The sequence below is a fragment of the Micromonospora sp. NPDC005413 genome, assembly GCF_040606435.1.
In the GTDB taxonomy this organism is placed as follows: domain Bacteria; phylum Actinomycetota; class Actinomycetes; order Mycobacteriales; family Micromonosporaceae; genus Micromonospora.
In genome coordinates, this window is record NZ_JBEXEV010000022.1 from 1 (window position 1) to 21950 (window position 21950).

Below are 21950 nucleotides of genomic sequence, written 5' to 3' on the forward strand. Positions count from 1 at the left end.
GGTGGGTGGGGGGTGGGGTGGGGGGTGGGGGGGTTAGTGGAGGACTGTGGGGGGTTCGGCTAGGCGGGGGGTTAGAGGGGTTTTCGGGGTTAGCCAGCTTGCTGTGGGGGACTGGTCGGGGTTTACCTGCCAGTCGCGGGACACCCGGTCTACCGCGATCGGGTAGACGGTCAGCGTCCCGTCCGGGTCGATGCGCAGCCGCAGGAACACTTTGGAGTCTTCGATGCCCTGGCCGGCGAAGAGTTCGTTGACGTTCACCCCGAACGAGCTCGCCACCAGCAGATACGCCGCCACCAACTGGCTGGCGACCAGGCCGATCACCGGGCCGTAGACCACCGCCGCGGCGACCGCCGGCAGCGGCCACGGCCACTGGTAGAACGGCAGCGCCAACCACGCCCAGGTGCCGGCCGCGGCGAGGGCCACATGTGCCACGCCGTGGCCGACGCCGAGGATCCAGTGCCGTGTGTGCCGCTTACCGCTCGCGCTGGGCGGCTTGGCGAACAGAGCCGCCGCCAGCACCGTCACGAGCACCATCAGCGCCAGCGGGACGCTGAACAGCCGCTGGCTGGTGCTGTCGGCCCAGTTCGCCGTCGCACCCGCCATGGCCAGCATCAGCAGGGTGTGCAGAATGCCGAGCAGTGTGGCGAAGCCGGGATTGCGGAACGGCAGCCGGGAGAACGCGCCCCAGCCGTAGCGACGGGATCGGGCTGCGTCCGGATAGCGGGCCACCAGGTCGTACGGCCGGGCGGAGCTGGCCCGCCGGGCCAGCGTGTCTCGCGGCGGCACCTCGATGCGCTCCGGCAGTTTGTGGGTGGGGTAGAGGTACGCGCCGCCGCCGCCGCACGTGATCAGTTGCCGGTCCGGCCCGGAATAGCGGGCGTAGTGGTGCAGGTCGCCGGAGAGCAGCAGCCGCACCTGCGCCCCGGTCGGGTCGATGATCGTCCGGATGAAGTAGTCGATCGAGTCGTACGCCGTCGGGTTGTCGGCAGCCTTGACCCAGGTCGGAGCCGGCGCTGCAATGATCACCTTCGACTCCGGGCCGAGCCGCCGGGCCACCTCGTCGAAGTAGGCCAGTTGTGGGTCGTCCAGGTACGAGCCGGACTGGTCATCCACGCCGAGCAGCCACCAGCCGGCCGGCAGCTCCACCGCGAAGTACGACCGTGACTGCCCGGTGCCCCACCCGGCGAAGTGCCGGTCCCGGGAGCGGACGAACAGCCGCAGGAATGCCGTCAGGCCGTCGTACCAGTCGTGGTTGCCCGGCACCGCGAAGAGCGTGGGCTTCTCGGGCGGTGCCACCGGCAGCGCGGCCTGGTAGGGGCCCTTGCACCGGTTCTCGTACTCCTCGTAGGCCGCCGACGGGTAGACCTGGTCGCCGCCCATCACCAGGGTCTGCGCCCGGGGCAGCCGGTGCCCGTCCACCGACAGCTCTGGCTGCGCCAGCAGGTACGCCACCGAGTACGTGGCGTTGAAGCCGTCACCCAGGTCGGCCACGTAGTCGAGCCACAGCCCGCCGTCCGGTCCGACCTGGCGGAAGACGTCGTCGCCGAACGCGTTCTGCAACTCGCGCTTGTCAAGGTACGCACCGAACAGCACCGCGAGCAGCGTCCGGATGCCGGTGCTGATCAGCAGGAACGGGGCCAGCCACGGCACCGGCTTGCGTGGCGTGAAGCCCAACTCCAGCGGGTCGGTGCTGCGCGGGCGGTGGGCGGCGCGTTCGCCGCCCGGCGGGCGGGCAGGACGCTCCGGGTGGGGGGAATCGTCGCGTTCGTCGCTCACCCGCCGCAGCGTAGTCCCGCCCCCGATCACCCGCTGTCCGGTAAACGGCTGGATGGCAGCCGATGTCCGGTTGGCCACGGCCCGACTGGTCGGGGTATCCCGTTCGAGCGGTGGGCGGGTGGTGCCGTACACTTGCTGATCGTTGCCGCCTTAGCTCAGTCGGCTAGAGCGACGCACTCGTAATGCGTAGGTCGACGGTTCGATTCCGTCAGGCGGCTCGGCACGGAAGCCCAGGTCATCGACCTGGGCTTCGCCGTTTCCCAGGGTCAATCAGGTTGCTCGACCAAGTCGGAGATGCTCCCGTTGGTCATCACTCACGACCGAGGGGCGTTGGTCGGCAGCCGCTACCGCGCCGCCGTGGACGTCACCGTCAACGGAACGCCAGGCCCGTGGTGCCCGGCCAGGAGATTCGCCGGCGCCAACTGAGCTTTCCGCAGCACACCGGTGGAGCCGTTGGGCGCGCCCGGCCCGACGAAGCGTCGAGCCGGGCGCGATCAGGTGCCTATGCCACGAAGTGGGAACGGCGTCGGCGTGCGATCAGGTAGCCCCCGCCGCCGAGGAGCAGAAGCGCACCGCCAATGCCGGCCAGGGTCGTGGTGTCGGCACCGGTCACCGGCAACCCACCGCCCTCGCCGCCCGGAGCGCCGGGGGTGGTGGAGGAAGTGGAGGTCGGTGCGACGGTCGTCGTGGCGCTGGGCGTGGCGCTCGGTGTCGTCGTGGGCTGAGACGTCGGCGTCGGCGTGGGCTGAGACGCGCAGTCAAGCGCACGGGCGGCGTACAGGCCGTCGTTCAGGTAAGCCAGGTAGGCATCGACGGCCTCCTCATCGAGCACCTTCTGCGCGGCCGCCTTCACGTTGGTGCCAGCGCCCGTCATGGTCCGGCCCACCGAAATCCGTAGATCCGTCAACCAGACCTTCTGCACCTCGGTCTTGAGGAATGCGCGGAGCTCATCCGAACTGCCGTCCAGCCGCTCCTGGATGACGTCAGGCAGAACGGGCAACGAGTCGGCGTTTGCCGCAGTCAGGATCTGGGCGGTCAACACCCGAAGTTCCACAGTGGTGGCGGTATCCAGGTCGATGGTGATCAGCTTGCGGATGTCCGTGTACGACTTGCGTTCGACGGTCTGGCAGGCATCGATTGGCCCGGGCGATTCGATTTGAGCCATCGCCGGTGCCGCCGGAATCAAAAAGGCCAGTGCCATTAGGGCACCGGCTGGGACCTTCCATCGCATGTGGATCTTCCTCCCCGTTGCAGATCAGAACATGGAGATGCTATCGACAGCGGGTGGAAAAGCAAGAGGGATGGACGTTCTTCAGCGCGCAATCGGCAACTCGGATGCATTTGCTCAGGGCGACGGTATTTTGACCGACACTTCCGCCATTGCCGCTCCTTCGGTCGCGCCCGCCGAAACCGTTCCCTCATGGGCAGCTTACGAGTGGCTGGTGGCAAGTGCGGCAGCCACACGTGGCGCCTCGCGTCGACCCTGGTCTCGAGCGGCGGCGACCAGCGCGGGCACGACGGACCTGTCCATCACGTTCGTTCCCTGCGCTCGTCTGGACGCGGGATCCCGCAGGAGCAGCTCCACCCGGCGATGCCCGCCCAGGCGTCCTTTCCTGTCCGGCAGTCGTTGGTCGGCCGGCTTCGCACAGCATCAAGGAGCGGTGTTGCCGGCCGCCACGTCTTATCGTGACTCCGCGAGCCGGGCCCGGAGCGGTCATTGCGCGACGGTGCCCGTCCGACGATCTGGAGGATTCCGCCCATGACCTTCGTACCGATGACCGTCAGCCTGCCCATCGCCGACCGTGCCACCTCATACCGCTTCTACCGCGACGGTCTCGGCCTCGACGCCGTCGGCGAGCTGGCCGACGACGGCCTCCCTGAGCCGTTGCAGTTCGTCGTCAACGACGGTCTGCGGCTGATGCTGATCCCGACTGGGGGCTTCGGTTGGTTGATCGGCCAGCACGAGGTCGCCACACGGGGGCAGAGCGAGTGCGTGCTCAGCCTCGGCGTCGCCTCGCCCGCCGACGCGGATGCGATCGTCGAGCGGGCGCGCGCTGCCGGCGGCGAGGTGATCACCGAGCCGAAAGCCCAACCCTGGGGGTACGCGGCTGTCTTCGCCGATCCCGACGGTCACCTGTGGATGGTGTCGACCGCCCCGGAGTGAGCCCGACCCAGGCGACGGAAGTGTCGGTGGTGGTCGATACGGTCCGGCGGTGACCATGACCACCGATGCCGCACCGACGATGCCCACCCCTGCCGACGAGGCCCGACTGTGGTCGCTCATCGAGTCGGCGTGGGCCGAGTTGGGCCCCGAGCCCCTGGCGCTGCGGCAGGCCCTCGTCGAGCGCGACCCCGCCGACGAGGACGATGGCCCGTCCTTCGCGATCGGCGACTGGCTGGACCCGTTCCTGGACCGTCTCGGTCACCTGAGTGCCGAGCTGACCGGGCCCGAGCTGACCGACCTCGACCGGGTGGTGGAGCGCAAGCTGCACGACATCGATCGGGAGGACATCCACGAGGTGACCGACGGGTCCGACGACGGTTTCCTCTATTGCCGGGGGTTCATCGTCGCTCTCGGCCGGGCATACTACGAGGCCGTCTGCGCCAACCCCGCCATGGCTCTGCTGGATGCCGACTGCGAGGAGATGTGCTACTTCTTCTCCCACCTGCACAACGAGCGGTTCGGTTCCTGGCCGGAGACCGGCTCCGGCATCTCTCGCGAGTCGTTCGGCAATCCCGCTGGCTGGTCGGCCTGACGGCGGCACCGTCGACAGTGGTCCGGGGGAGTCAGACGTAGATCTTCGTCGCGTACTCCGGGCCGTAGTGCCGTTCCAGGTCTTCGAGGCTCTCCACCGGCGCCTCGACCTCCTTGATCAGGCGTGCTCGCGACGGCAGCGCGTCGGGCTGCCAGGTTTCCGGCCGCCACAACGCGGACCGTAGGAACGCCTTCGCGCAGTGGTAGAAGATCTGTTCGATCTCCACCACCACGGCGAGCACCGGCCGGTGCCCCTTGACCACCATGTCGTCGAACCACGGTGCGTCGCGGACCAGGCGGGCGCGCCCGTTGATTCGCAGGGTGTCGGTCCGCCCCGGGATCAGGAAGAGCAGCCCGACGTGCGGGTTGTCGAGGATGTTGCGATAGCCGTCGGCCCGCCTGTTGCCCGGCCGCTCGGGCAGCGCGATGGTCGTGTCGTCCAGCACCAGGGCGAACCCGGCCGGGTCACCCTTGGGGGAGACGTCGCAACTGCCGTCCGCGCCGGCCGTGGCCACCAGACAGAACGGTGCGGCGGCGAGCCAGTCCCGGTCCCGCTCGTGCAGGCGGGTGCGTTCCTTGTCGGCCGCCCGCGCGGTCGGCACCCCGAGCAGGTCGCGCAACTCCTCGTGCGAAGTGATCTCCACCGTCACGTTGATCCTCCCTCAGGCGTTGACCCGTTGGCGGGCGCCACCATTTGTCAGCCTAGGACGCCGTGACCAGCGCGAGGTTTGTGCCCGGTTGCCAGGGGTACGGCCCCATCCGACGCGCCCGCCGCACGAAGACCGTTCGCAGGACGCCGATCAGTGGAGGCCGGGAGATGGAGAGCCGACTCAAGGTGCTGGGTCACCCAGTCCATCCGATGCTGGTCATGTTCCCGGTCGCGTTGCTGGTCACCGCGGTGCTGTTCGACGTGGTGGACACCGTGGGCGGTCCCGACTTCCTCGGCGAGGTCGCGTACTGGAACATCACGGTCGGGCTGATCGGCGGCCTGCTCGCCGCGGCGGCCGGCTCGTTCGACCTGCTGGCGATTCCGACGGGCACCCGCGCCAAGCGGGTGGGCCTGCTGCACGCGGGCGCCAACGTCGCAGTGATTCTGCTCTTCGCCGCGATCTGGGTGGTCCGGCTCAACGCTGACTCCCGCGCCGCCGGCGGTGCGCTGCTCGTCGTCGAGGTGGTCGCGGTGGCGATCCTCGGCATCAGCGCCTGGCTCGGTGGTGAGCTGGTCGACCGGCTCGGTGTGGGCGTCGACCGCGATGCCGGCCTGGACGCGCCCAGCTCACTACGACCGTCGACGGCCAAGCAGCGGATCGGAGAGATGTGATGAGTGAGCAGCAGGCCAGCGGCTTCGGCCGTGGATGGCGGGGCAGCCGGCAGCAGGGCTGGGACCCGATGGGCGAGCTGCAGTCGCTGCGCGCCGAGCTGAGTCGCCTGGTCGGTGGTCGTGCCGGGGCGTCCGACGTCGAGCTGACCGAGACCTCGGACGGCTGGGAGGTCGTCGTCCGGCTGCCCGGTGTCGCGCCGGAGGAGGTGGCGGTCGAGCTGGACGACCGGGAGTTGTGCGTGCGGGCCCGCTCCGAGGCAGAGGTCAACGCCGACCAGGGCATCCCCGGCGGCTTCGAGACCCGCGGCTTCGAATACCGCATCAACCTGCCGTCCCGGGTCGACCCGGACGCCATCGACGCCGTGATGGACCATGGCCTGCTCCGGGTCCGGTTGCCCCGGGCGACACGGCCCACACCGCGCACCATCACCGTCGGTCGTACCGGGCCGCGCTCCGGCGACTACCCCACTGGTACGCCGATGCCGGCCGATCCCGCTGCGGACCGGGAGCTGCACCGGCCGGACACCGTCGACGAGATCGACCGGCCGTAGCGGGGCTGCGTGGTAACCCCGTCTCTGCTCGGCCCGACCGCCGAGCGTGTCCCCGACGTGCGGCGGATCGCCGTACTGCGCGCCAACGCGCTTGGCGACTTCATGTTTGCCCTGCCGGCGTTGGACGCCCTGCGTGCCGCGTACCCCTCGGCGGAGATCGTGCTGCTCGGCGCGCCGTGGCACGCGAAGCTCTGGCGCGACCGGCCCGGCCCGGTGGACCGGGTGCTGGTGGTGCCGCCGGCACCCGGTATCCGCACTCCGGAGGCGGGTGAGCCGGAGTCGTCGATGGACGACTTCCTGGCGGCTGCCACCGGTGAGGGCTTCGACCTGGCCGTGCAGATCCACGGTGGCGGTGCCAACTCCAACCCGCTGATCAGTCGTCTCGGCGCCCGGGTGACCGTCGGTCTGCGCGCCGAGGACGCGCCGCCGCTGGATCGATGGCTCCGCTACGTCTACTACCAGCACGAGGTGATCCGCTACCTGGAGGTGGTGGCGCTGGTGGGCGCGGCGGCGGCCACCATCATGCCGACGCTGGCGGTGACCGACGCCGACCGGACCGAGGCGTCGCAGGTGCTGGGCCCGGCGGGCCGACCCCGGGTGGCGTTGCATCCGGGTGCCACCGACACCCGCCGTCGCTGGCCCGCCGAGCGCTTCGCCGAGGTGGCGCGTGAGCTGCACGGCGGCGGGTACGAGGTGCTGGTCACCGGCACGCCCTCCGAGCAGGAGGTGGTGGACCGGGTGGTCGCTGCGGCGGGGGTGCCGGTCCGGCCGCAGGTGGGCACGCTCAGCCTCGGCGGGCTGGTGGGTTGCTACGCCGACTGCGCGCTGGTCGTCTCCAACGACACCGGCCCGCTGCACCTGGCCGCCGCGGTGGGCACCTCGACGGTGGGCATCTTCTGGGTCGGCAACCTGATCAATACGGCCAACCCGTTGCGGGGCCGGCACCGGCCGATCTGCTCCTGGACGGTGCACTGCCCGGTCTGCGGGGTGGACTGCACGCCGGGCATCTACCCGCACCGGCCCGGCGACGGAGAGTGCCCGCACCGGGATTCCTTCGTCACCGACATTCCGGTGATCGAGGTGCTGGAAGCCGCCCGGGAGTTGCTCGCACCGTAGAACGGCGCTCAGGCCGGCTGTGGGGTGTCCTCGTCGGCGAGGACGACCTCCCACGCCTCGACGTCCCGGTCGGTGACCGTGGTGGGGGACTCCAGGTGGTACGCGCCGCTGGGCAGGATGCCCGCCCCGCCGTGCCGGGCCAGCACCGCGAGCTGCGCGGCCACGTCCTCGCCCTGGTGCTTCTCCTGCACCCGCCGCCAGAAGTCGAAGCCACCGGCGTCGACGAGCTTGGCCCGGTCGTAGAGCACACACCCGCCGATCCAGGAGACCTTGTAGGCCCGCCACGCGCCCGGCGGCAACGCCAGGTGTGCGGTGATGTGCAGCAGGTTGGCCGCCGAGTGGATCCGGGCGCGGTTCCACTCCGGGGTGCCGGGTCGGATCCGCTCCGGTGTGGGTGGGCCGATCCACTCCTCGTAATGCCCGTGCGATTCTGGCCGCAGGTCGTCGGCGTACGAGAGCCCGTGCACGCCGTTGCCGACGAACCCGCAGCCCAGCTCACCGATCGCGGTGACCAGCCGGTGCAGCGCCCCCGGTTCCAGCCAGATGTCGTCGTCGAGGCTGAGGACGTACCGGGCGGCCGAGGCGGCCAGCAGGTACGCCCGGTGTTCGGCCAACCCTCGGCGGGGCAGCCTGCGGGTCAGCAGCACCGGGTGACCCCGGTGGCGCAGCGCCCGGACCATGGTGGCCGCGGCGGGATGCGCGTACGCCGGATCCCCGTCGGACTGGTCGCTGACGACCACCCCGAAGCCGGGCACCCCGTCCTGGGCGGCGAGCCCGCCCAGGGTGACCGCCAGTTCGGCGGGCCGGTTCCGGGTCGGAATCAGCACGTCGACCAGCCGGTCGCTGCGGAACTCCTCCGGGTCGCCGAGGTCGAGGGGGCGGTTCACGACGTCTGGGTGCGGGTGCTCAGCGACGGGTCGGGCTCCCGGTCCTTGCTGTGTGACCGGATCCGCTCGATGATCGCCGAGGTGGACCGGTCCGGCACGTACCCCAGGGTGCGCACCTGGCCGCCCAGCCGGCGTACCAGTGGCGCCTCCGGCACCAGCTCCGGCGGGTAGTCCCCGCCCTTGACGTAGATGTCCGGCCGGACCGCCTCGATCAGTGCGGCGGGTGAGTCCTCCTCGAAGACCACCACGTGGTCGACGCAGGCGAGCGCGGCGAGCAGGGCACCCCGGTCCTCGACCGGGTTGACCGGCCGGTCCGGGCCCTTCAGTCGGCGTACGCTGCCGTCCGAGTTGACCGCCACGATGAGCAGGTCGCCCAACGCGCGGGCCTGCTCCAGGTAGCGCACGTGCCCCCGGTGCAGCACGTCGAAGCAGCCGTTGGTGAACACCACCGATCGTCCCGCCTCACGGTACTCGGCGACGATCGCGTCCAGCTCGTCACTGCCGACCAGCGCGGGGTGGCTCGTGATCTCGCTCGGCTGGTTGAGCGCGGTGAGCAGATCCTCCCGCCGGCACACGCAGGTGCCGGTGTCGGACACGGTGATGGTTGCCGCCAACTGGGCGAGCTGGGCGGCGGTGGGCAGCGGCGCTTCGGCGGCCAGGGCCAACGTCATCGCCGCCAGGTACGCGTCGCCGGCGCCCACGGCGTGGCTCGCCGGGACCGGGGTGCTGTGGCTGCGTCGCGGCTCCCCGTCGGCGCCGCCGACCACCGCGCCCTCGGTGTCCAGGGTCACCGCGACCACGTCGGCGCCGGTGTGCGCCCGCAGCTCGGCCAGGCGTGACTCGGCCAGGACGGCCCGGTCGACTCCCTCCCCGGCCTGGGTGTTCACGGTGACGCCGGTGCCGGTCACGCTGAGCCCGTCGCCGGTGAGTGCCACCCGGCCCTCACCCGGGGTGGGTTCACCGACCGGCCCGGGGCGGTCGACCCGCGACGACTCCAGGGTCGGCTCGGCGGGGACACCGTCGGTGCGTGCCTCGCCCGGTGCGGCGCCCACGGTCATTTCGGACGGCCCGTCGGATGGGTCGCCGTCGGGGTGTTCCAGGTGCAGTTCCGTCCCGGCCGGTCGGGTCGTGCCGCCGGCCCGGGCCAGCAGCCGGGTCGCCTCGGCGAAGCTGGGGGTGACCACGGTGGGCGCGAGGCCCCGCCAGTCGGCCAGGTCGTGGGCGTCCAGCGCGACCGTGGCGTACCGCTCGCGTTGCTCGACCAGCCACGCGCGGACCGGCGCGGGCAGCGCGCCCAGGCCGTAGTCGCAGACCACCAGCGTCGGCGCCTCTCCACCGGCGGCGGCGCGCAGCTCCTCGGTGGCGCAGTTCAGGGCGGTGAGCAGCCGGGTCACACCCTCGGGGTCGAGTGCGTCGTCCGGGTCGCCGGAGTCCTCGCGCAGCAGGATCTGGTTGCCGGCCAGCATCCGCCGTTTCACCGGGGTGGGCCGACCGGGCTGGTTGACCGTGCGGTCCCAGACGCCAGCGCGGTCCAGACAGTCGTGCAGTTCGTCGCCGGCCACGTCGGCGCCGACCGGTGCCACCAGCACCGCCCGGCCGCCCAGGGTGGCGACGTTGACCGCGGTGTTCGCGGCTCCACCGGCGGCGGAGATGCGTCGACGCAGGGTGAGGACGGGGGCGGGCGCCTCCCGGCAGAGCCGGTCGGAGTCGGCGAACCGCCATTCGTCCAGCATGGCGTCGCCGACGATCAGGACTGGGCGTCCGAGCCAGCTCTCCACGACGGTGGCGAGCCTGCGCTGTTCCGCTGCTGCTCCTGCCATGCCTCCCCGGGTCCCCAGCACCCCCACGGCCAAACCTGCGCCACGCCGGGTCCAGGCGATCAACGGCCTACCCCCCAATTCCTGTTGATCAAGAGGTTTGCGTCACGGTGCGCGCGTGAACTGACGTAAACCTCTTGATCAACAAGAAGGGGTTTCCCGTTCGGGCGCATGTTCTGCGGCTCGCGGGATAGAAGGGCACATGACCACCGAAGCCTCCGCCGCGCCGGTGCTGAATCGTCAGCAGATCCGGCTGCTCATGATCGGTCTGATGACCGGCATGCTGCTGGCCGCCCTAGACCAGACCATCGTCGGTACGGCCCTGCCGACCATCGTGGGCGAGTTGGGCGGGATCAACCACTACTCGTGGGTGGTGACCGCGTACCTGCTCGCCTCGACCGCGTCGACGCCGCTGTACGGCAAGATGGCCGACCTGTACGGGCGTCGCCCGGTCTTCCTCTTCTCGATCGGCACGTTCCTGGTCGGGTCGTTGCTGGCCGGCCTGTCGCAGAACATGACCCAGCTGATCATCACCCGGGGTATCCAGGGCATCGGCGCGGGTGGCCTGTTGACGCTGGCGTTCACGATCATCTCGGACGTGGTGTCACCCCGGGAGCGTGGTCGCTACCAGGGGCTCTTCGGCGCCGTCTTCGGGATTTCGTCGGTGGCCGGGCCGCTGGTCGGTGGTTACTTCGCGGAGACCGACTGGCGGTGGATCTTCTACATCAACGTGCCGCTGGCGATCCTCGCCATCATCGTCTGCTACCACGTGATGCGGCTGATCCCGTTCGAGCGCCGGGACCACGCGATCGACTGGCTCGGCGCCGGCCTGCTGGTCGCCGGGGTGAGCTGCCTGCTGCTCGCGCTGAGCTGGGGTGGCAACCAGTACCCCTGGGGCTCCGGCGTGATCATCGGCCTCTTCGTCGCGGGCGCGGTGCTCGCCGTGCTCTTCGTGATCCAGGAGGCCCGGGTCGCCGAGCCCATCCTGCCGTTGCGGCTGTTCCGCAGCGCGACGTTCGCGCTCGCCAACTCGGCCGGCTTCGTGCTCGGTCTGGTGATGTTCGGGTCGATCATCTTCATCCCGCTGTACCTGCAGATCGTCAAGGGCGCATCGCCGACCCGAAGCGGTCTGCTGATGCTGCCGATGATGGCCGGCATCATCGTCACCTCGATCCTCACCGGGCGGGCAATGAGCCGGATCGGCCGGTACAAGTGGTTCCCGGTGGCCGGGTCGGTGACCCTGGTGGTGGGCATGCTGCTCTTCACCCAACTGCGCGTGAACACGTCGCTCTGGCTGGCGTTCGGCTTCATGGTGGTGATCGGCGTCGGCCTGGGTCTGTGCATGCAATCGCTGATCCTCGGCGTGCAGAATGCGGTCTCCGTCCGTGACCTGGGCGCCGGCACCTCCTCGGCGACGTTCTTCCGGTCGCTGGGTGGTTCGTTCGGGGTGGCGATCCTCGGTACGGTGCTCTCCTCGCGGCTCAATTCGCAGCTCGCCGACCGGCTGCCCGGCGCGATCGCCCAACTGCCACCGGACCAGCGGGCCGCCGTCGCGGCCAGCGGCGGCACGAACATCTCGATCAACGACCCGGCGACCATCCTGGCCCTGCCCGGTGCGGTCCGGGGCGCCATCCAGGCGTCCTTCGTGGAGTCGCTGCACCTGGTCTTCCTGACCACCGGTCTGATCGCCATCGTGGCGGTGCTGGTCACCCTGGCGATGCCCAACGCTCAGCTGCGGGGCGCCGGCCCGGAGGGTGCCACCGGCGGCGCCGACCCGCTCGGCGGTGAGGCGCCGGCGCCGGGCGGCAAGCCGCTGCCCCGCGAATCCAAGGAGGAGGCGGCCGCCGACATGGAGGCCAAGTCCCAGACGATGATCTGATCGCGTCCACGTCGGCCGCCCCGGACTGGTCGGGGCGGCCGATGGTGGCGGTCGGGGCTCAGGCGGGGTGGCGGTCCGGCCTACTTCAGGATGAGCCGGTTGGTCTGCTCGAAGACGTCCAGGTCGGCCAGGGTCTCGTTGACCGAGGCGGAGAGCGGGGTGGGGAACCGGTCGCGGGGGAAGAAGCCGGAGTCGGTGGTCTCGTCGGTGACCCGGGCCAGCTGCCCGTCCCACTCCTCCACCTTGAACGCCGTGGTGAAGACCTGGTACGTGTGCCCGTACATGTTGGTGCTCGTCCGGTCCGGGCCGGTGTAGAGGGCGAACGCGCAGACCCGCAGCGCGCGCAGCCCGGTCTCCTCGCGGACCTCGCGGACGGCGCAGTCGGCGATCGACTCGCCCAGCTCCATTGCCCCGGCCGGCATGGCCCACTGGCCGTTGTCCGAGCGTTGGATCAGCAGGATGCGTCCGGCGTTGTCGCTGACCACGGCACGGGCGCCGACGAACATCAGCGTCCGGTCCCCGGCGAGTGCGCGTAACTGCCCCACGTACGAGTCGGCCCAGGAGATGCTCACCTGCGACAACTTACGGGGGTTCCCAACGTGTGACCGGCGACACTAGCTTGTTACCCATGCGTAGCACGATGATGGACGCCCCTCTGCAGATCTCCCGGATCCTCGACCACGGGGCAGGAGTGCACGGCACGGCCGAGGTGGTCACCTGGACCGGCGCGGAACCCCGACGGATGACGTACGCCGAGGTGGGCCGGGCCGCCGCCCAGCTGGCACACGCGCTGCGCGACGAGTGCGGTGTGACCGGCGACGAGCGGGTCGCCACCTTCATGTGGAACAACAACGAGCATCTGGTGGCCTACTTCGCGGTGCCGAGCATGGGTGCGGTGCTGCACACGCTCAACATCCGGCTCTTTCCCGACCAGGTCGTCTACATCGCCAACCACGCCGAGGACCGGGTGGTGCTGGTCGACACCACGCTCATCCCGCTGCTGGCCCGGGTGATCGGTGAGCTGACCACGGTGCGGCACGTGGTGGTGGTCGGTGGCGGTGACCCGGCGCCGCTGGCGGCCGCGGCCGGCGACCGGATCACCGTGCACCACTGGGACGCGCTGCTCGCCGACCGGCCCGAGGTGTACGACTGGCCCGAGGTGGACGAGCGCGACGCCGCGGCGCTCTGCTACACCTCGGGCACCACCGGCAACCCGAAGGGCGTGGCCTACTCGCACCGGTCGATCTACCTGCACTCGTTGCAGGTCTGCATGCCCGAGGGTTTCGGTCTCGGGCCGACCGACCGGGAGCTGGCCATCGTGCCGATGTTCCACGCCATGTCGTGGGGTCTGCCGTACGCGGCCTTCCTCTCCGGCGCGTCGCTGATCATGCCGGACCGGTTCCTCCAGGCCGCGCCGATCGCCGAGATGATCGCCGCCGAGCGGCCCACCCTGGCCGGCGCGGTGCCGACCATCTGGACCGATCTGCTGGCCTACCTGGACACCCACGACGTGGACACCTCCTCGCTCACCGAGGTGATCGTCGGTGGCTCGGCCTGCCCGCCGGCATTGATGCACGCGTTCGACGAGCGGCACGGGATCGACGTCATCCACGCCTGGGGGATGACCGAGATGTCCCCGCTGGGGTCGGTCTCGCGTCCGCCCGCCGGCGCGACCGGCGAGCAGGCGTGGCGCTACCGTTACACCCAGGGGCGGGTGCCGGCGGGCGTGGAGGCGCGGATCGTCGGCCCGTCGGGCGAGCCGTTCGCCGCCGACGGCAAGGCCGTGGGCGAGCTGGAGGTCCGTGGGCCGTGGGTGACCGCCCGGTACGTCGGTGACGACGCCCCGGACGAGGAGAAGTTCCGCGACGGCTGGCTGCGCACCGGCGACGTGGGCACCCTCTCGGCGGACGGGTACATCACGCTGACCGACCGCGCCAAGGACGTGATCAAGTCCGGGGGTGAGTGGATTTCGTCGGTGGAGCTGGAGAACGCGCTGATGGCGCACCCGGCGGTGCTGGAGGCGTGTGTGGTGGGTGTGCCGGACGAGCGATGGGACGAGCGGCCCCTGGCCACGGTGGTGGTCCGGGAGGGCGCCTCGGTGACCGCGGAGGAGCTGCGGGACTTCCTGGCCGGCTCGGTGGCCCGCTGGCAGTTGCCCGAGCGCTGGGCGTTCATCGATACGGTGCCGAAGACCAGCGTGGGCAAGTTCGACAAGAAGGTCGTCCGTTCGCGGTACGCCGAAGGCGAGCTGACTGTCCGGGAGCTGACAGCCCCGTAACGTTTTCCCCGGCACTGTCGCCTGTTGGGGCAGGGGTGCTTGTGAACATTCCTCCCCAGGAGCGGCCCCGGCGTTCGCACCGCGCCGGGGCCGCCCGTTCCATGCGGAGTGACCCGCACCGTCATTGTTGCGAAACTTGTTCGCCTCTGTCCTGATGACGGGGAAATCGAGTGGTCAGCGATCCGATCAGGCGTCGCTGGTGGTGACGAGCACCTTGCCCACCGTCGAGTCCTCCACCGCCTGATGTGCGGCGGCCGTCTCGGCCAGGGGGTAGGGGTGCAGCGGCAGGCCAGCGTCCGCGCCGACCCGGATGCCACCCTGGTTGGCAGCCGCCGCCACGTCCTTCACGCCCTGCGCCTTGGCCGCCTTCGGCTCCGTGTAGACCAGCACGAACTGCCAACGTGCGTTCGGCGCCATCATCGGCCGGATCGGGATGGCCACCTCACCCCCGCCGTCGTCGGCGTACATGCAGACCGCGCCGCCGTGCCGCAGCACCTGTACGTCGATCGCGGCGTTGCGGGCGGGGGAGACCTCGACGATCGTGTGGACCCCGTCGGGAACGATCTTGTGGACCTCCTCGACCACGTCCTCTTCCCGATAGTTGATGACGTAGGAGGCACCGGCCGCCGACGCGAGCTGTGCCTTCTCCGCACTGCTCACCGTGGCGATCACCGTGGCGTCGGCCCAGCGGGCAAGCTGGATCGCGGCGTTGCCGACCGCGCCCGCCCCGCCCTGCACCAGCACCGTGTGGTCAGCCAGCGCGCCGGGTCGCAGCGCGTCCGGCATGAACTCGCCGGCGGTCAGACAGCGGTGCGCGGTGAGGAACGGGATGCCCAGGGCGGCACCCACCTCGAACGAGGCGTCGCCGAGGCGGACCACCTGCCGGACCGGCACCAGCGTGTACTCCGCCGAAGTGCCCCACGGCCGCTGCCAGGCCGCCTCCCAGATCCAGACGCGCTCACCGATCAGCTCAGCGTCGACACCCTCGCCGACCGCCTCCACCACACCCGCGCCGTCCTGCCCGGGGATCTGCCACCCCTTCGGCGGGGAGCCCCGGCGCGACTTCCAGTCCGTCGGGTTGACCCCCGACACCGCCACCCGGACCAGGACCTCGCCCGCACCCGGCTCCGGCACCGGCCGGTCGACCAGCTTCAGCACCGAAGGGTCGCCGGTGCGCTCGTACACGATGGCTTTCATCCGTCGTCTCCTCAGCCGTCCGGCGCGCGGCACCCGGGTCGAGCACCGCAGGCTGCGGTACCCCGCTCAGTCCCCGTCATGCCGATCCCGCCGGCCCCCCGAAACCGTATAACCGTGCCCAGGTCGGCAGGGACCGGACGGCCGTGACGAGGCGCACGCCAGGCCGGGTCAGTCGGTGAGTTGGTCGATCGTCTCCGGGCTCAACTCATCGATCCGGCCCAGCGTCACCACGGCCAGCCCGGCGGCGTCCGGATCCAGCGGGTACGAGCCGTGTGGCACCGCCACCACCCGCATCCCCGCCGCGGCGGCCGACCGCACCCCGTTGGACGAGTCCTCCACCGCTACGCAGCGGGCCGGGTCGACGCCGAGGCGCCGCGCGACGGCCAGGTACACGTCGGGTGCGGGCTTGCCCCGCTCGGTCTCCTCGGTGGAGAGGGTCGCGCCGAACGCGTCGGTCAGGCCGGTGGCGGTCAGCGCCGCCTCGATCAGCCGGGTCGGCGACGAGCTGGCCAACCCCAGCGGCCACCGCGCGGCCAGCCTGCGCACGACCTGGTCGGCGCCGTCGATCAGCGGTACGTGGTCCCGGTAGCGTCGGGTCATCTCCTCGACGACCTCGTTGGCGACCTGTTGGGCGCTGCGGTCCACGCCCAGCTCGCCGCTGAGGTAGTGGGCCCACTCGCCGGTGCTCATGCCCATCAGCCGATGTTGCGTGTCCGGCTGCCACGTCCCGCCGTGCGCCGCCACGTACGCCCGGCGGACCTCCTCCCACACCGGCTCGGAATCCACGATCACGCCGTCCAGGTCGAAGACCACCGCATCCGCCACGGGCCTATCCTGCCCGACCGGTGGGTGCCCGGTCAGCCGGGCAGCGCGGGGAGCCCGATCGGGCTCCCCTCCGGGATCACCGTGTGGCAGGACCGGGCCATCGGCTCCAGCAACTCCCGCAGTCGATCCGTGTCGTCCTGGCCGAGCGCTTCCCACGGGTGCTCGGCGGCCCGGTCGGTGGCGTCCTCGACCGCCTGGAACGCGGCCTGGCTGTGGTCGGTGGCTGCGCCGTCGGGGGTCAGCCAGCCCCGCTGCACCAGCCGCTCGCGGGCGGCCCGCCACTGCTCCTCGGACCAGCCCCGGCCGAAAAGATTCACCGGCGACATGCCCTCGGCGACCCGCCAGGCCAGCGTCTCCACCGGGTCCAGGCCGGCGGCCACCAGTGCCGCCACGTGCCCGTCGCCCCGGTGCTCGCGCAGGGTGGTGGCGGCCTGCCAGAGCCGGGCCAGCGGGTATTCCCCGACCGGCAGAGCCGCGTTGGCCGCGCCGAGCACCCGGCCGGCGACCTGCACCGCCGAGGCGGCACGCTCCAGCAGATCGGCGGTCTCCGTCAGGTGCGTCTCGGGCAGCTCGTAGGTCAGCTCGGCGAGCGCCTGCACGGCACCGGTCAGCCGGGCGCGCAGCGCCTCCTGCGGCGTGGCCAACCGCCACACCGCCGGCAGGGCCCGGCTCACCATCGGCGGCGCGAAGCTGAAGAAGGCGGCGATCACCGGGGCAGCCTCGGTGGCGCCCAGTGGCGCGGCCCGGCCGGCGAAGTAACCCCGCCAGTAACCGCGCAACCCCACGGCCTCGTACGCGGCGCGGGCCCGGGGGTGGAAGTAGGTGACGGCGTGCACCGCCTCGAAGTGCGTCCACATCAACCGGGCGGTCCGCCCAGGCTCGTCCAGCGCCGTCACATGCACCTCCGCGTCCCGGTCCCGGATGCTCACCCCGGGCGGCTGACCGCCCGGGGTGACGCCGAACCTACTGCCGCAGGGTGACGGGCCGGAAGCCCCATGTGAACAAGTCCATCGCGTCCCGGCGACAACCGGGGCGATCCGGGCAGGTCACTGTGCGGCGAGCACGTCCACCACGAAGCGCAGCGGACCCTCCGGGGCGCCCTGGGACGCGGCGTCCTTGCCGTAGGCCAGCTCGGCCGGGATGTCGAGCTGCACCCGGCTGCCCACGGTCACGCCGACCAGGCCCTGATCCCAGCCGGGGATGACCCGGCCCACGCCGATCGGGAAGGAGGCCGGCTGCCCGGCCTTCCAGGAGGAGTCGAACTCCTTGCCGTCCTTGTAGAACACCCCCACGTAGTTCGTGGTGATGGTCTGCCCCTTCTGCACCGCCGGGCCCGTTCCCTTGATCAGCGGGGTGACGGCGAGCTTCTTGAGGTCACCCGTGCCCGGCGTCACCGCCGGCTTGCTGCCCAGCGCCGGGTCGGCGCCCTCGGGCAGCTGCGGAGCGGGGGGTGCGCCGGCCGCGTCGGGGGCCGGGCCGGAGGCGGACGGGGTCGCGTCGGCCTGGGTCGCGGGCTTGTCGTTGCCGCCACCGATCCACACGAAGACGCCGATCAGCAGCGCGGCCACGGCGACGGCGGCGAGGCCACTGGCCCACGCGTTGCGCTTCCGCTTCGCGTCGGCCGCCTTCTTCTCCGCCAGCTGCGCGGCCAGCCGTCGCCCCGACTTGGTTGCCGGGCTCTGGTCCTGGTCTGCCGACCGGTTCTGCTGCGTCCGCTCGCTCACGTCGTCGACTCCCTGCTGCGAAGGTGGCCGGCACGCAGTGCCGGGGGGAAAGCCGACGCACACGGTACCCGCACCGACGCCCGCCGTGCCCGCCGCGGAAGCGTCGGATCGCCCAGCGAGGCAGTTCCGAGGTCTTCCCGGGCGGTTATTCCGGGACGACCATGAAGTCGGTCACGAACGAGGTCACCCGGCCGTCGGCGGTGCGTCCGATCCAGGTGCCGTAGCAGCCGTCACCCCAACCCGTGGAGACGGTGACGACGTTGGCGCCGGTCGCGTCGTCAAGGACCGCGGTGATCAGCCCTCGGACCGGTGACGTGGGCAGCTCGTCGGGGATGAAGACCTCCTCGACCTGCTCCTCGTCCCAGCCTTCCAGGACGCTGAGCGCCGTCGGGTCGGCGAGGGTGCCGGCGCCGGTGTCCACCCCGTACCCGAAGTAGTCGTCCGCGCCGAGCGTGGCGACGTCCTGATCGCCCGCGACGGCCGGCTCCCAGCGGGTGGTCGGCTCGTCGGAGACCACCAGCTCCAGTGCGGCCACCCGCCGGTCCACCTCGGCGTCCTCGCGGAGCACCACGGCCACCCAGGCACGGGCGGGATACCGCCCCGGTGGCACGGTCACCGTGAACGGCTCGGCCTCCGGGCAGACCAGCGGGTCACACCCGACCACCCGGCCGGTCGGCAACACGATGTCGCCCACCGGGTGGGTCTCGATCAGGTATGCGCCGTGCTCGTCGGTGAAGCGGGCGCCGGGCGTCAGCAACCGGTCCAGATCAGGGGTGTACGGCATGAGGGCTCCTCCGGTGGCCAGCGGCCGGCGGAGCGTACCCGGCCCGGGGGACACCGCCTTCGCTGCCGTACGGTCAGGCGCTCTTGCGGGGTGCGGTCTTGCGTGCGGCCGTCTTCTTCGCCGGCTCCGCCTTCTTCGCGGCGGTTTTCTTCGCGGCGGTCTTCTTCGCCGGCTCGGATGTCTTCTTCTCGGCTGTCTTCTTGGCGGCGGTCTTCTTCGCCGGTGCCTTGGCCGTCTTCTTCTCGGCCGCCTTCTGCGCCGAGCGGGCCGACGAGATGGGTGTCGGCTCACCGCCACCGCCACCACCACGGGCGGGTTGCTCGCCGCGGGCCGCCTTGGCGCGCTCCACCGACGCCTTCAACGCGGCCATCAGGTCCACCGCGGCGGCCGGCGCCTCCTCGACCTCCTCCGGCTGGACGACCTCCCGACCCTCCACCTTGGCGTCGATGACCTCCTGCAACGCCGCCCGGTAGTCGTCGGTGAAGACGTCCGGCTCGAACTCACCGGTCATCGAGTCGATCAGGGAACTGGCCATCGCCAGCTCCGGAGGACGCACCTTGAGGTCCTCGTCGAGGAAACCAAAATCCGGGGTACGGATCTCGTCCGGCCAGAGCATGGTGTTGAGCAGCAGCACACCCTCGCGGACCCGCAGCGTGGCGAGCTGCTCCCGTTGGCGCAGCGCCACCTTGACGATGGCCACCCGCTCCGAGTCGATCAGCGCGTCGCGCAGCAACACGTACGGCTTGGTCGCCGCGCCCTCCGGCTCAAGAAAATACGCCTTGTTGTAGAGGATCGGGTCGACCTGCTCGGCCGGAACGAACTCCAGCACGTCGATCGCACGCGAGCTGGTCAGTGGCAGGTCGGCGAAATCCTCGTCGGTGAGGATCACCATCTCGCCGCCGCCGATGTCGTAGCCCTTGGCGATGTCGTCGTAGGTGACCTCCTCGCCGCAGACCGAGCAGGTGCGCTTGTAGCGGATCCGACCGCCGTCCTCGCGGTGCACCTGGTGGAACCGAATGTCCTTCTCCTCGGTCGCGGAGTAGAGCTTCACCCCGATCGAGACGAGCCCGAACGACACGGCTCCCTTCCAGATGGCACGCATCCTGTGCTCCCTTCCCCGGTATCGACCATGCTCGCATCCGAAAGAACCTGACGCGAGGTGTTCGGCCTGCTACTACAGTCGGGTCGTGCCTGGCGCGCCGCTCAAGCCGATGCTCGCGATGACCGGGCCGCTCCCGGCGGGTGACGGCTGGGCGTACGAGTTCAAGTGGGACGGGGTCCGCGCGCTCGCCGACATCTCCGGCGGTGGTCAGCACCTGTACGCCCGTTCCGGCGTGGAGATCACCGCCGCGTACCCGGAGCTGGCCACCCTGCCCGAGCAGGTCGACGACGCGCTGCTCGACGGTGAGGTGGTGCTGCTCGGCGAGGGCGGGCAGCCGTCGTTCACGGCGCTGGCCGAGCGGATGCACGTACGGGACCGGAACAAGGCGGCCCGGTTGGCGGCGGTCATGCCGGTGACGTACATGATCTTCGACCTGCTCCGGTTGCACGGCGACGACCTGACCGGCTGGCCGTACGAGCGCCGCCGCGGGGCCCTGGAGGCGCTCGCGCTCGGCGGTGCCCGGTGGGCGGTGCCTCCGATGTTCGTCGACGGGCCGGCCACCTACGAGGCGGCCGGCGAGCACGGCCTGGAGGGCGTGATGGCCAAGCGGGTCGGTGCCGTCTACCGCCCGGGAGTGCGCTCGCCGGACTGGGTGAAGGTCAAGCTGGAGGTGACCGGCGACTTCGTCATCGGCGGCTGGCGACCGGGCGCACGTCGGATTGGCGGGCTGCTGGTCGGGGTGCCCGGCCCGGACGGCCGACTGATCTACCGGGGCCGGGTCGGCGGCGGGATCGGCGCCGCTATCGAACGGCAACTCCTCGCCGAGTTGGAGCCGCTGCGCTCCGGCGTGTCCCCGTTCGCCCCGGGCGTGCCGCGCGAGGATGCCCGAGGTGCCATCTGGGTAAAACCCCAGGTGGTGGTGGAGGTGAAGTACGGCCAGCGCACCCCCGACGGCCGGCTGCGCTTCCCCCGGGTGCTGCGGTTGCGCCCGGACAAGCCGCCGGAGGAGGTCGACGATGCCAGCTGAGCGGTTGCGGGTGGACGTCGAGGGCCGTCCACTGGAGCTGTCCAACCTGGACAAGGTCCTCTATCCGGCGGCTGGCTTCACCAAGGGTGAGGTGATCGACTACTACACCCGGATCTCCCCGGTGCTGCTGCCGCACCTGCGGGACCGACCGGTGACCCGGATCCGGTTCCCCAACGGGGTGGACGACAAGTCGTTCTTCGAGAAGAACACGCCAGCCGCGACTCCGGAGTGGGTGCGCGTGGAAAATCTGCCCGCGCCCGGGTCGACCAAGGGCCGCGAGACGATCGACTATGTGGTCGCCGACGACCTGCCCACCCTGGTCTGGCTGGCCAACCTGGCCGCCCTGGAGCTGCACACGCCGCAGTGGAAGGTCGGCGAGCACCCGGACATGATGGTGGTCGACCTGGACCCGGGGCCGCCGGCCGGGCTCGCCGAGTGCTGTCCGGTGGCGGTGCTGATGCGCGACCGGCTCGCTGCCGACGGGATCGAGTCGTACCCGAAGACGTCGGGCAAGAAGGGCATGCAACTCTGCTGCCCGATAGCCGGCACCCAGTCCTCCGATCTTGTCTCCGACTACGCCAGGGGGATCGCTCAGGAGCTGGAGAAGGCACATCCCAAGCTGATCGTGTCGAAGATGGCGAAGAACCTGCGCCCGGGCAAGGTCTTCATCGACTGGAGTCAGAACAACGCGGCGAAGACCACGGTGGCGCCGTACTCGCTGCGGGCCCAGTCGGTGCCATCGGTGTCGACGCCGTTGACCTGGGACGAGGTGGAGGCCGGCGCCGGTGGCCGGAAGCCGGCCGTCCGCCAGTTCACCGCCGCCGAGGTTCTGGACCGGGTCGAGGAGTACGGCGACCTGCTCGCCCCGCTGCTCGACGGCGGCCCGGAACTCCCGGCGCGCTGACGGGGAG

The 21950-nt window shown here is 71.0% G+C and carries 21 protein-coding genes and 1 tRNA gene; 10 read left to right on the plus strand and 12 right to left on the minus strand.

Going from position 1 to position 21950, the window contains the following annotated elements:
• Window positions 1-33: 33 nt before the first annotated feature.
• The gene (locus tag ABZS37_RS21490; protein ID WP_355171456.1) at window positions 34-1776 is read right to left on the minus strand and encodes a metallophosphoesterase; all 1743 of its coding nucleotides are present in this window, start codon (window positions 1774-1776) and stop codon (window positions 34-36) included.
• Between the two features lie 144 nt (window positions 1777-1920).
• On the opposite strand from ABZS37_RS21490, the gene ABZS37_RS21495 reads away from it, so the two are divergent.
• A tRNA-Thr gene (locus ABZS37_RS21495) sits at window positions 1921-1994 on the plus strand.
• A gap of 284 nt (window positions 1995-2278) precedes the next feature.
• On the opposite strand, the gene ABZS37_RS21500 is transcribed toward ABZS37_RS21495, so the two are convergent.
• Window positions 2279-3007, minus strand: coding sequence for an LPXTG cell wall anchor domain-containing protein (locus ABZS37_RS21500; protein ID WP_355171457.1), 729 nt, complete (start codon window positions 3005-3007; stop codon window positions 2279-2281).
• 528 nt (window positions 3008-3535) lie between these two features.
• On the opposite strand from ABZS37_RS21500, the gene ABZS37_RS21505 reads away from it, so the two are divergent.
• Window positions 3536-3940: a VOC family protein gene (locus ABZS37_RS21505; RefSeq protein WP_355171459.1), complete on the plus strand. Its 405-nt coding sequence runs from the start codon at window positions 3536-3538 to the stop codon at window positions 3938-3940.
• A gap of 55 nt (window positions 3941-3995) precedes the next feature.
• Window positions 3996-4532: a DUF4240 domain-containing protein gene (locus tag ABZS37_RS21510; RefSeq protein ID WP_355171625.1), complete on the plus strand. Its 537-nt coding sequence runs from the start codon at window positions 3996-3998 to the stop codon at window positions 4530-4532.
• A 31-nt stretch (window positions 4533-4563) separates the two neighbouring features.
• Here ABZS37_RS21510 and ABZS37_RS21515 read toward each other — a convergent pair whose 3' ends face one another.
• Window positions 4564-5181: a pyridoxamine 5'-phosphate oxidase family protein gene (locus ABZS37_RS21515; protein WP_355171461.1), complete on the minus strand. Its 618-nt coding sequence runs from the start codon at window positions 5179-5181 to the stop codon at window positions 4564-4566.
• A 167-nt stretch (window positions 5182-5348) separates the two neighbouring features.
• On the opposite strand from ABZS37_RS21515, the gene ABZS37_RS21520 reads away from it, so the two are divergent.
• Genes ABZS37_RS21520 through ABZS37_RS21530 form a run of 3 tightly spaced genes read left to right on the plus strand, consistent with a single transcriptional unit; the run spans window position 5349 to window position 7519 of the window.
• Entirely contained in the window at window positions 5349-5852 is a 504-nt protein-coding gene (locus ABZS37_RS21520) for a DUF2231 domain-containing protein (RefSeq protein WP_355171463.1), read from the plus strand.
• A complete protein-coding gene (locus ABZS37_RS21525; RefSeq protein WP_355171465.1) occupies window positions 5852-6403 on the plus strand; it encodes an Hsp20/alpha crystallin family protein in 552 nt (183 codons plus the stop codon). Before ABZS37_RS21520 ends, ABZS37_RS21525 begins: the two co-directional genes overlap by 1 nt.
• Before the next feature lie 9 nt (window positions 6404-6412).
• Window positions 6413-7519 carry a glycosyltransferase family 9 protein gene (locus ABZS37_RS21530; RefSeq protein ID WP_355171467.1) on the plus strand — a complete coding sequence of 369 codons (1107 nt, stop codon included), beginning with the start codon at window positions 6413-6415 and terminating at the stop codon, window positions 7517-7519.
• Window positions 7520-7527: 8 nt separating this feature from the next.
• On the opposite strand, the gene ABZS37_RS21535 is transcribed toward ABZS37_RS21530, so the two are convergent.
• Window positions 7528-8406, minus strand: coding sequence for a glycosyltransferase family A protein (locus tag ABZS37_RS21535; protein WP_355171469.1), 879 nt, complete (start codon window positions 8404-8406; stop codon window positions 7528-7530).
• Complete coding sequence (gene rfaE2 / locus ABZS37_RS21540; protein ID WP_355171471.1) at window positions 8403-10226, minus strand: D-glycero-beta-D-manno-heptose 1-phosphate adenylyltransferase; 1824 nt, start codon at window positions 10224-10226, stop codon at window positions 8403-8405. The genes ABZS37_RS21535 and rfaE2 overlap by 4 nt, the downstream gene beginning before the upstream one ends.
• A 199-nt stretch (window positions 10227-10425) precedes the next feature.
• Between rfaE2 and ABZS37_RS21545 the strand changes: the two genes are divergently transcribed.
• A complete protein-coding gene (locus ABZS37_RS21545) occupies window positions 10426-12102 on the plus strand; it encodes an MDR family MFS transporter (RefSeq protein ID WP_355171473.1) in 1677 nt (558 codons plus the stop codon).
• Between the two features lie 80 nt (window positions 12103-12182).
• Here ABZS37_RS21545 and ABZS37_RS21550 read toward each other — a convergent pair whose 3' ends face one another.
• Window positions 12183-12674 (minus strand): NUDIX domain-containing protein, encoded by a 492-nt coding sequence (locus tag ABZS37_RS21550; protein WP_355171475.1) that lies wholly within the window; start codon window positions 12672-12674, stop codon window positions 12183-12185.
• A gap of 71 nt (window positions 12675-12745) precedes the next feature.
• Between ABZS37_RS21550 and ABZS37_RS21555 the strand changes: the two genes are divergently transcribed.
• Window positions 12746-14380: a fatty acid--CoA ligase gene (locus ABZS37_RS21555; RefSeq protein ID WP_355171626.1), complete on the plus strand. Its 1635-nt coding sequence runs from the start codon at window positions 12746-12748 to the stop codon at window positions 14378-14380.
• Between the two features lie 186 nt (window positions 14381-14566).
• Here the strand turns inward: ABZS37_RS21555 and ABZS37_RS21560 are convergent, their stop codons facing one another.
• The 6 genes from ABZS37_RS21560 to ABZS37_RS21585 form a co-directional block, all read right to left on the minus strand.
• Window positions 14567-15577 carry an NADPH:quinone reductase gene (locus ABZS37_RS21560; RefSeq protein ID WP_355171477.1) on the minus strand — a complete coding sequence of 337 codons (1011 nt, stop codon included), beginning with the start codon at window positions 15575-15577 and terminating at the stop codon, window positions 14567-14569.
• 168 nt (window positions 15578-15745) lie between these two features.
• A complete protein-coding gene (locus ABZS37_RS21565; RefSeq protein WP_355171479.1) occupies window positions 15746-16402 on the minus strand; it encodes an HAD family phosphatase in 657 nt (218 codons plus the stop codon).
• Window positions 16403-16434: 32 nt separating this feature from the next.
• Window positions 16435-17259: a hypothetical protein gene (locus ABZS37_RS21570; RefSeq protein WP_355171628.1), complete on the minus strand. Its 825-nt coding sequence runs from the start codon at window positions 17257-17259 to the stop codon at window positions 16435-16437.
• 189 nt (window positions 17260-17448) lie between these two features.
• Window positions 17449-18126, minus strand: coding sequence for an FKBP-type peptidyl-prolyl cis-trans isomerase (locus tag ABZS37_RS21575; protein WP_355171481.1), 678 nt, complete (start codon window positions 18124-18126; stop codon window positions 17449-17451).
• Window positions 18127-18271: 145 nt separating this feature from the next.
• Complete coding sequence (locus tag ABZS37_RS21580; protein ID WP_355171483.1) at window positions 18272-18910, minus strand: DUF4241 domain-containing protein; 639 nt, start codon at window positions 18908-18910, stop codon at window positions 18272-18274.
• Window positions 18911-18983: 73 nt separating this feature from the next.
• Window positions 18984-20012, minus strand: coding sequence for a Ku protein (locus tag ABZS37_RS21585; RefSeq protein ID WP_355171485.1), 1029 nt, complete (start codon window positions 20010-20012; stop codon window positions 18984-18986).
• A gap of 85 nt (window positions 20013-20097) precedes the next feature.
• Here ABZS37_RS21585 and ligD (ABZS37_RS21590) point away from each other — a divergent pair, with 85 nt between their 5' ends.
• Together ligD (ABZS37_RS21590) and ligD (ABZS37_RS21595) are read left to right on the plus strand one after the other, a co-directional pair.
• Window positions 20098-21039, plus strand: a complete 942-nt coding sequence (gene ligD / locus ABZS37_RS21590) for a non-homologous end-joining DNA ligase (protein ID WP_355171487.1) — start codon at window positions 20098-20100, stop codon at window positions 21037-21039.
• Entirely contained in the window at window positions 21029-21943 is a 915-nt protein-coding gene (gene ligD / locus ABZS37_RS21595; protein WP_355171489.1) for a non-homologous end-joining DNA ligase, read from the plus strand. Before ligD (ABZS37_RS21590) ends, ligD (ABZS37_RS21595) begins: the two co-directional genes overlap by 11 nt.
• Window positions 21944-21950: the final 7 nt, after the last annotated feature.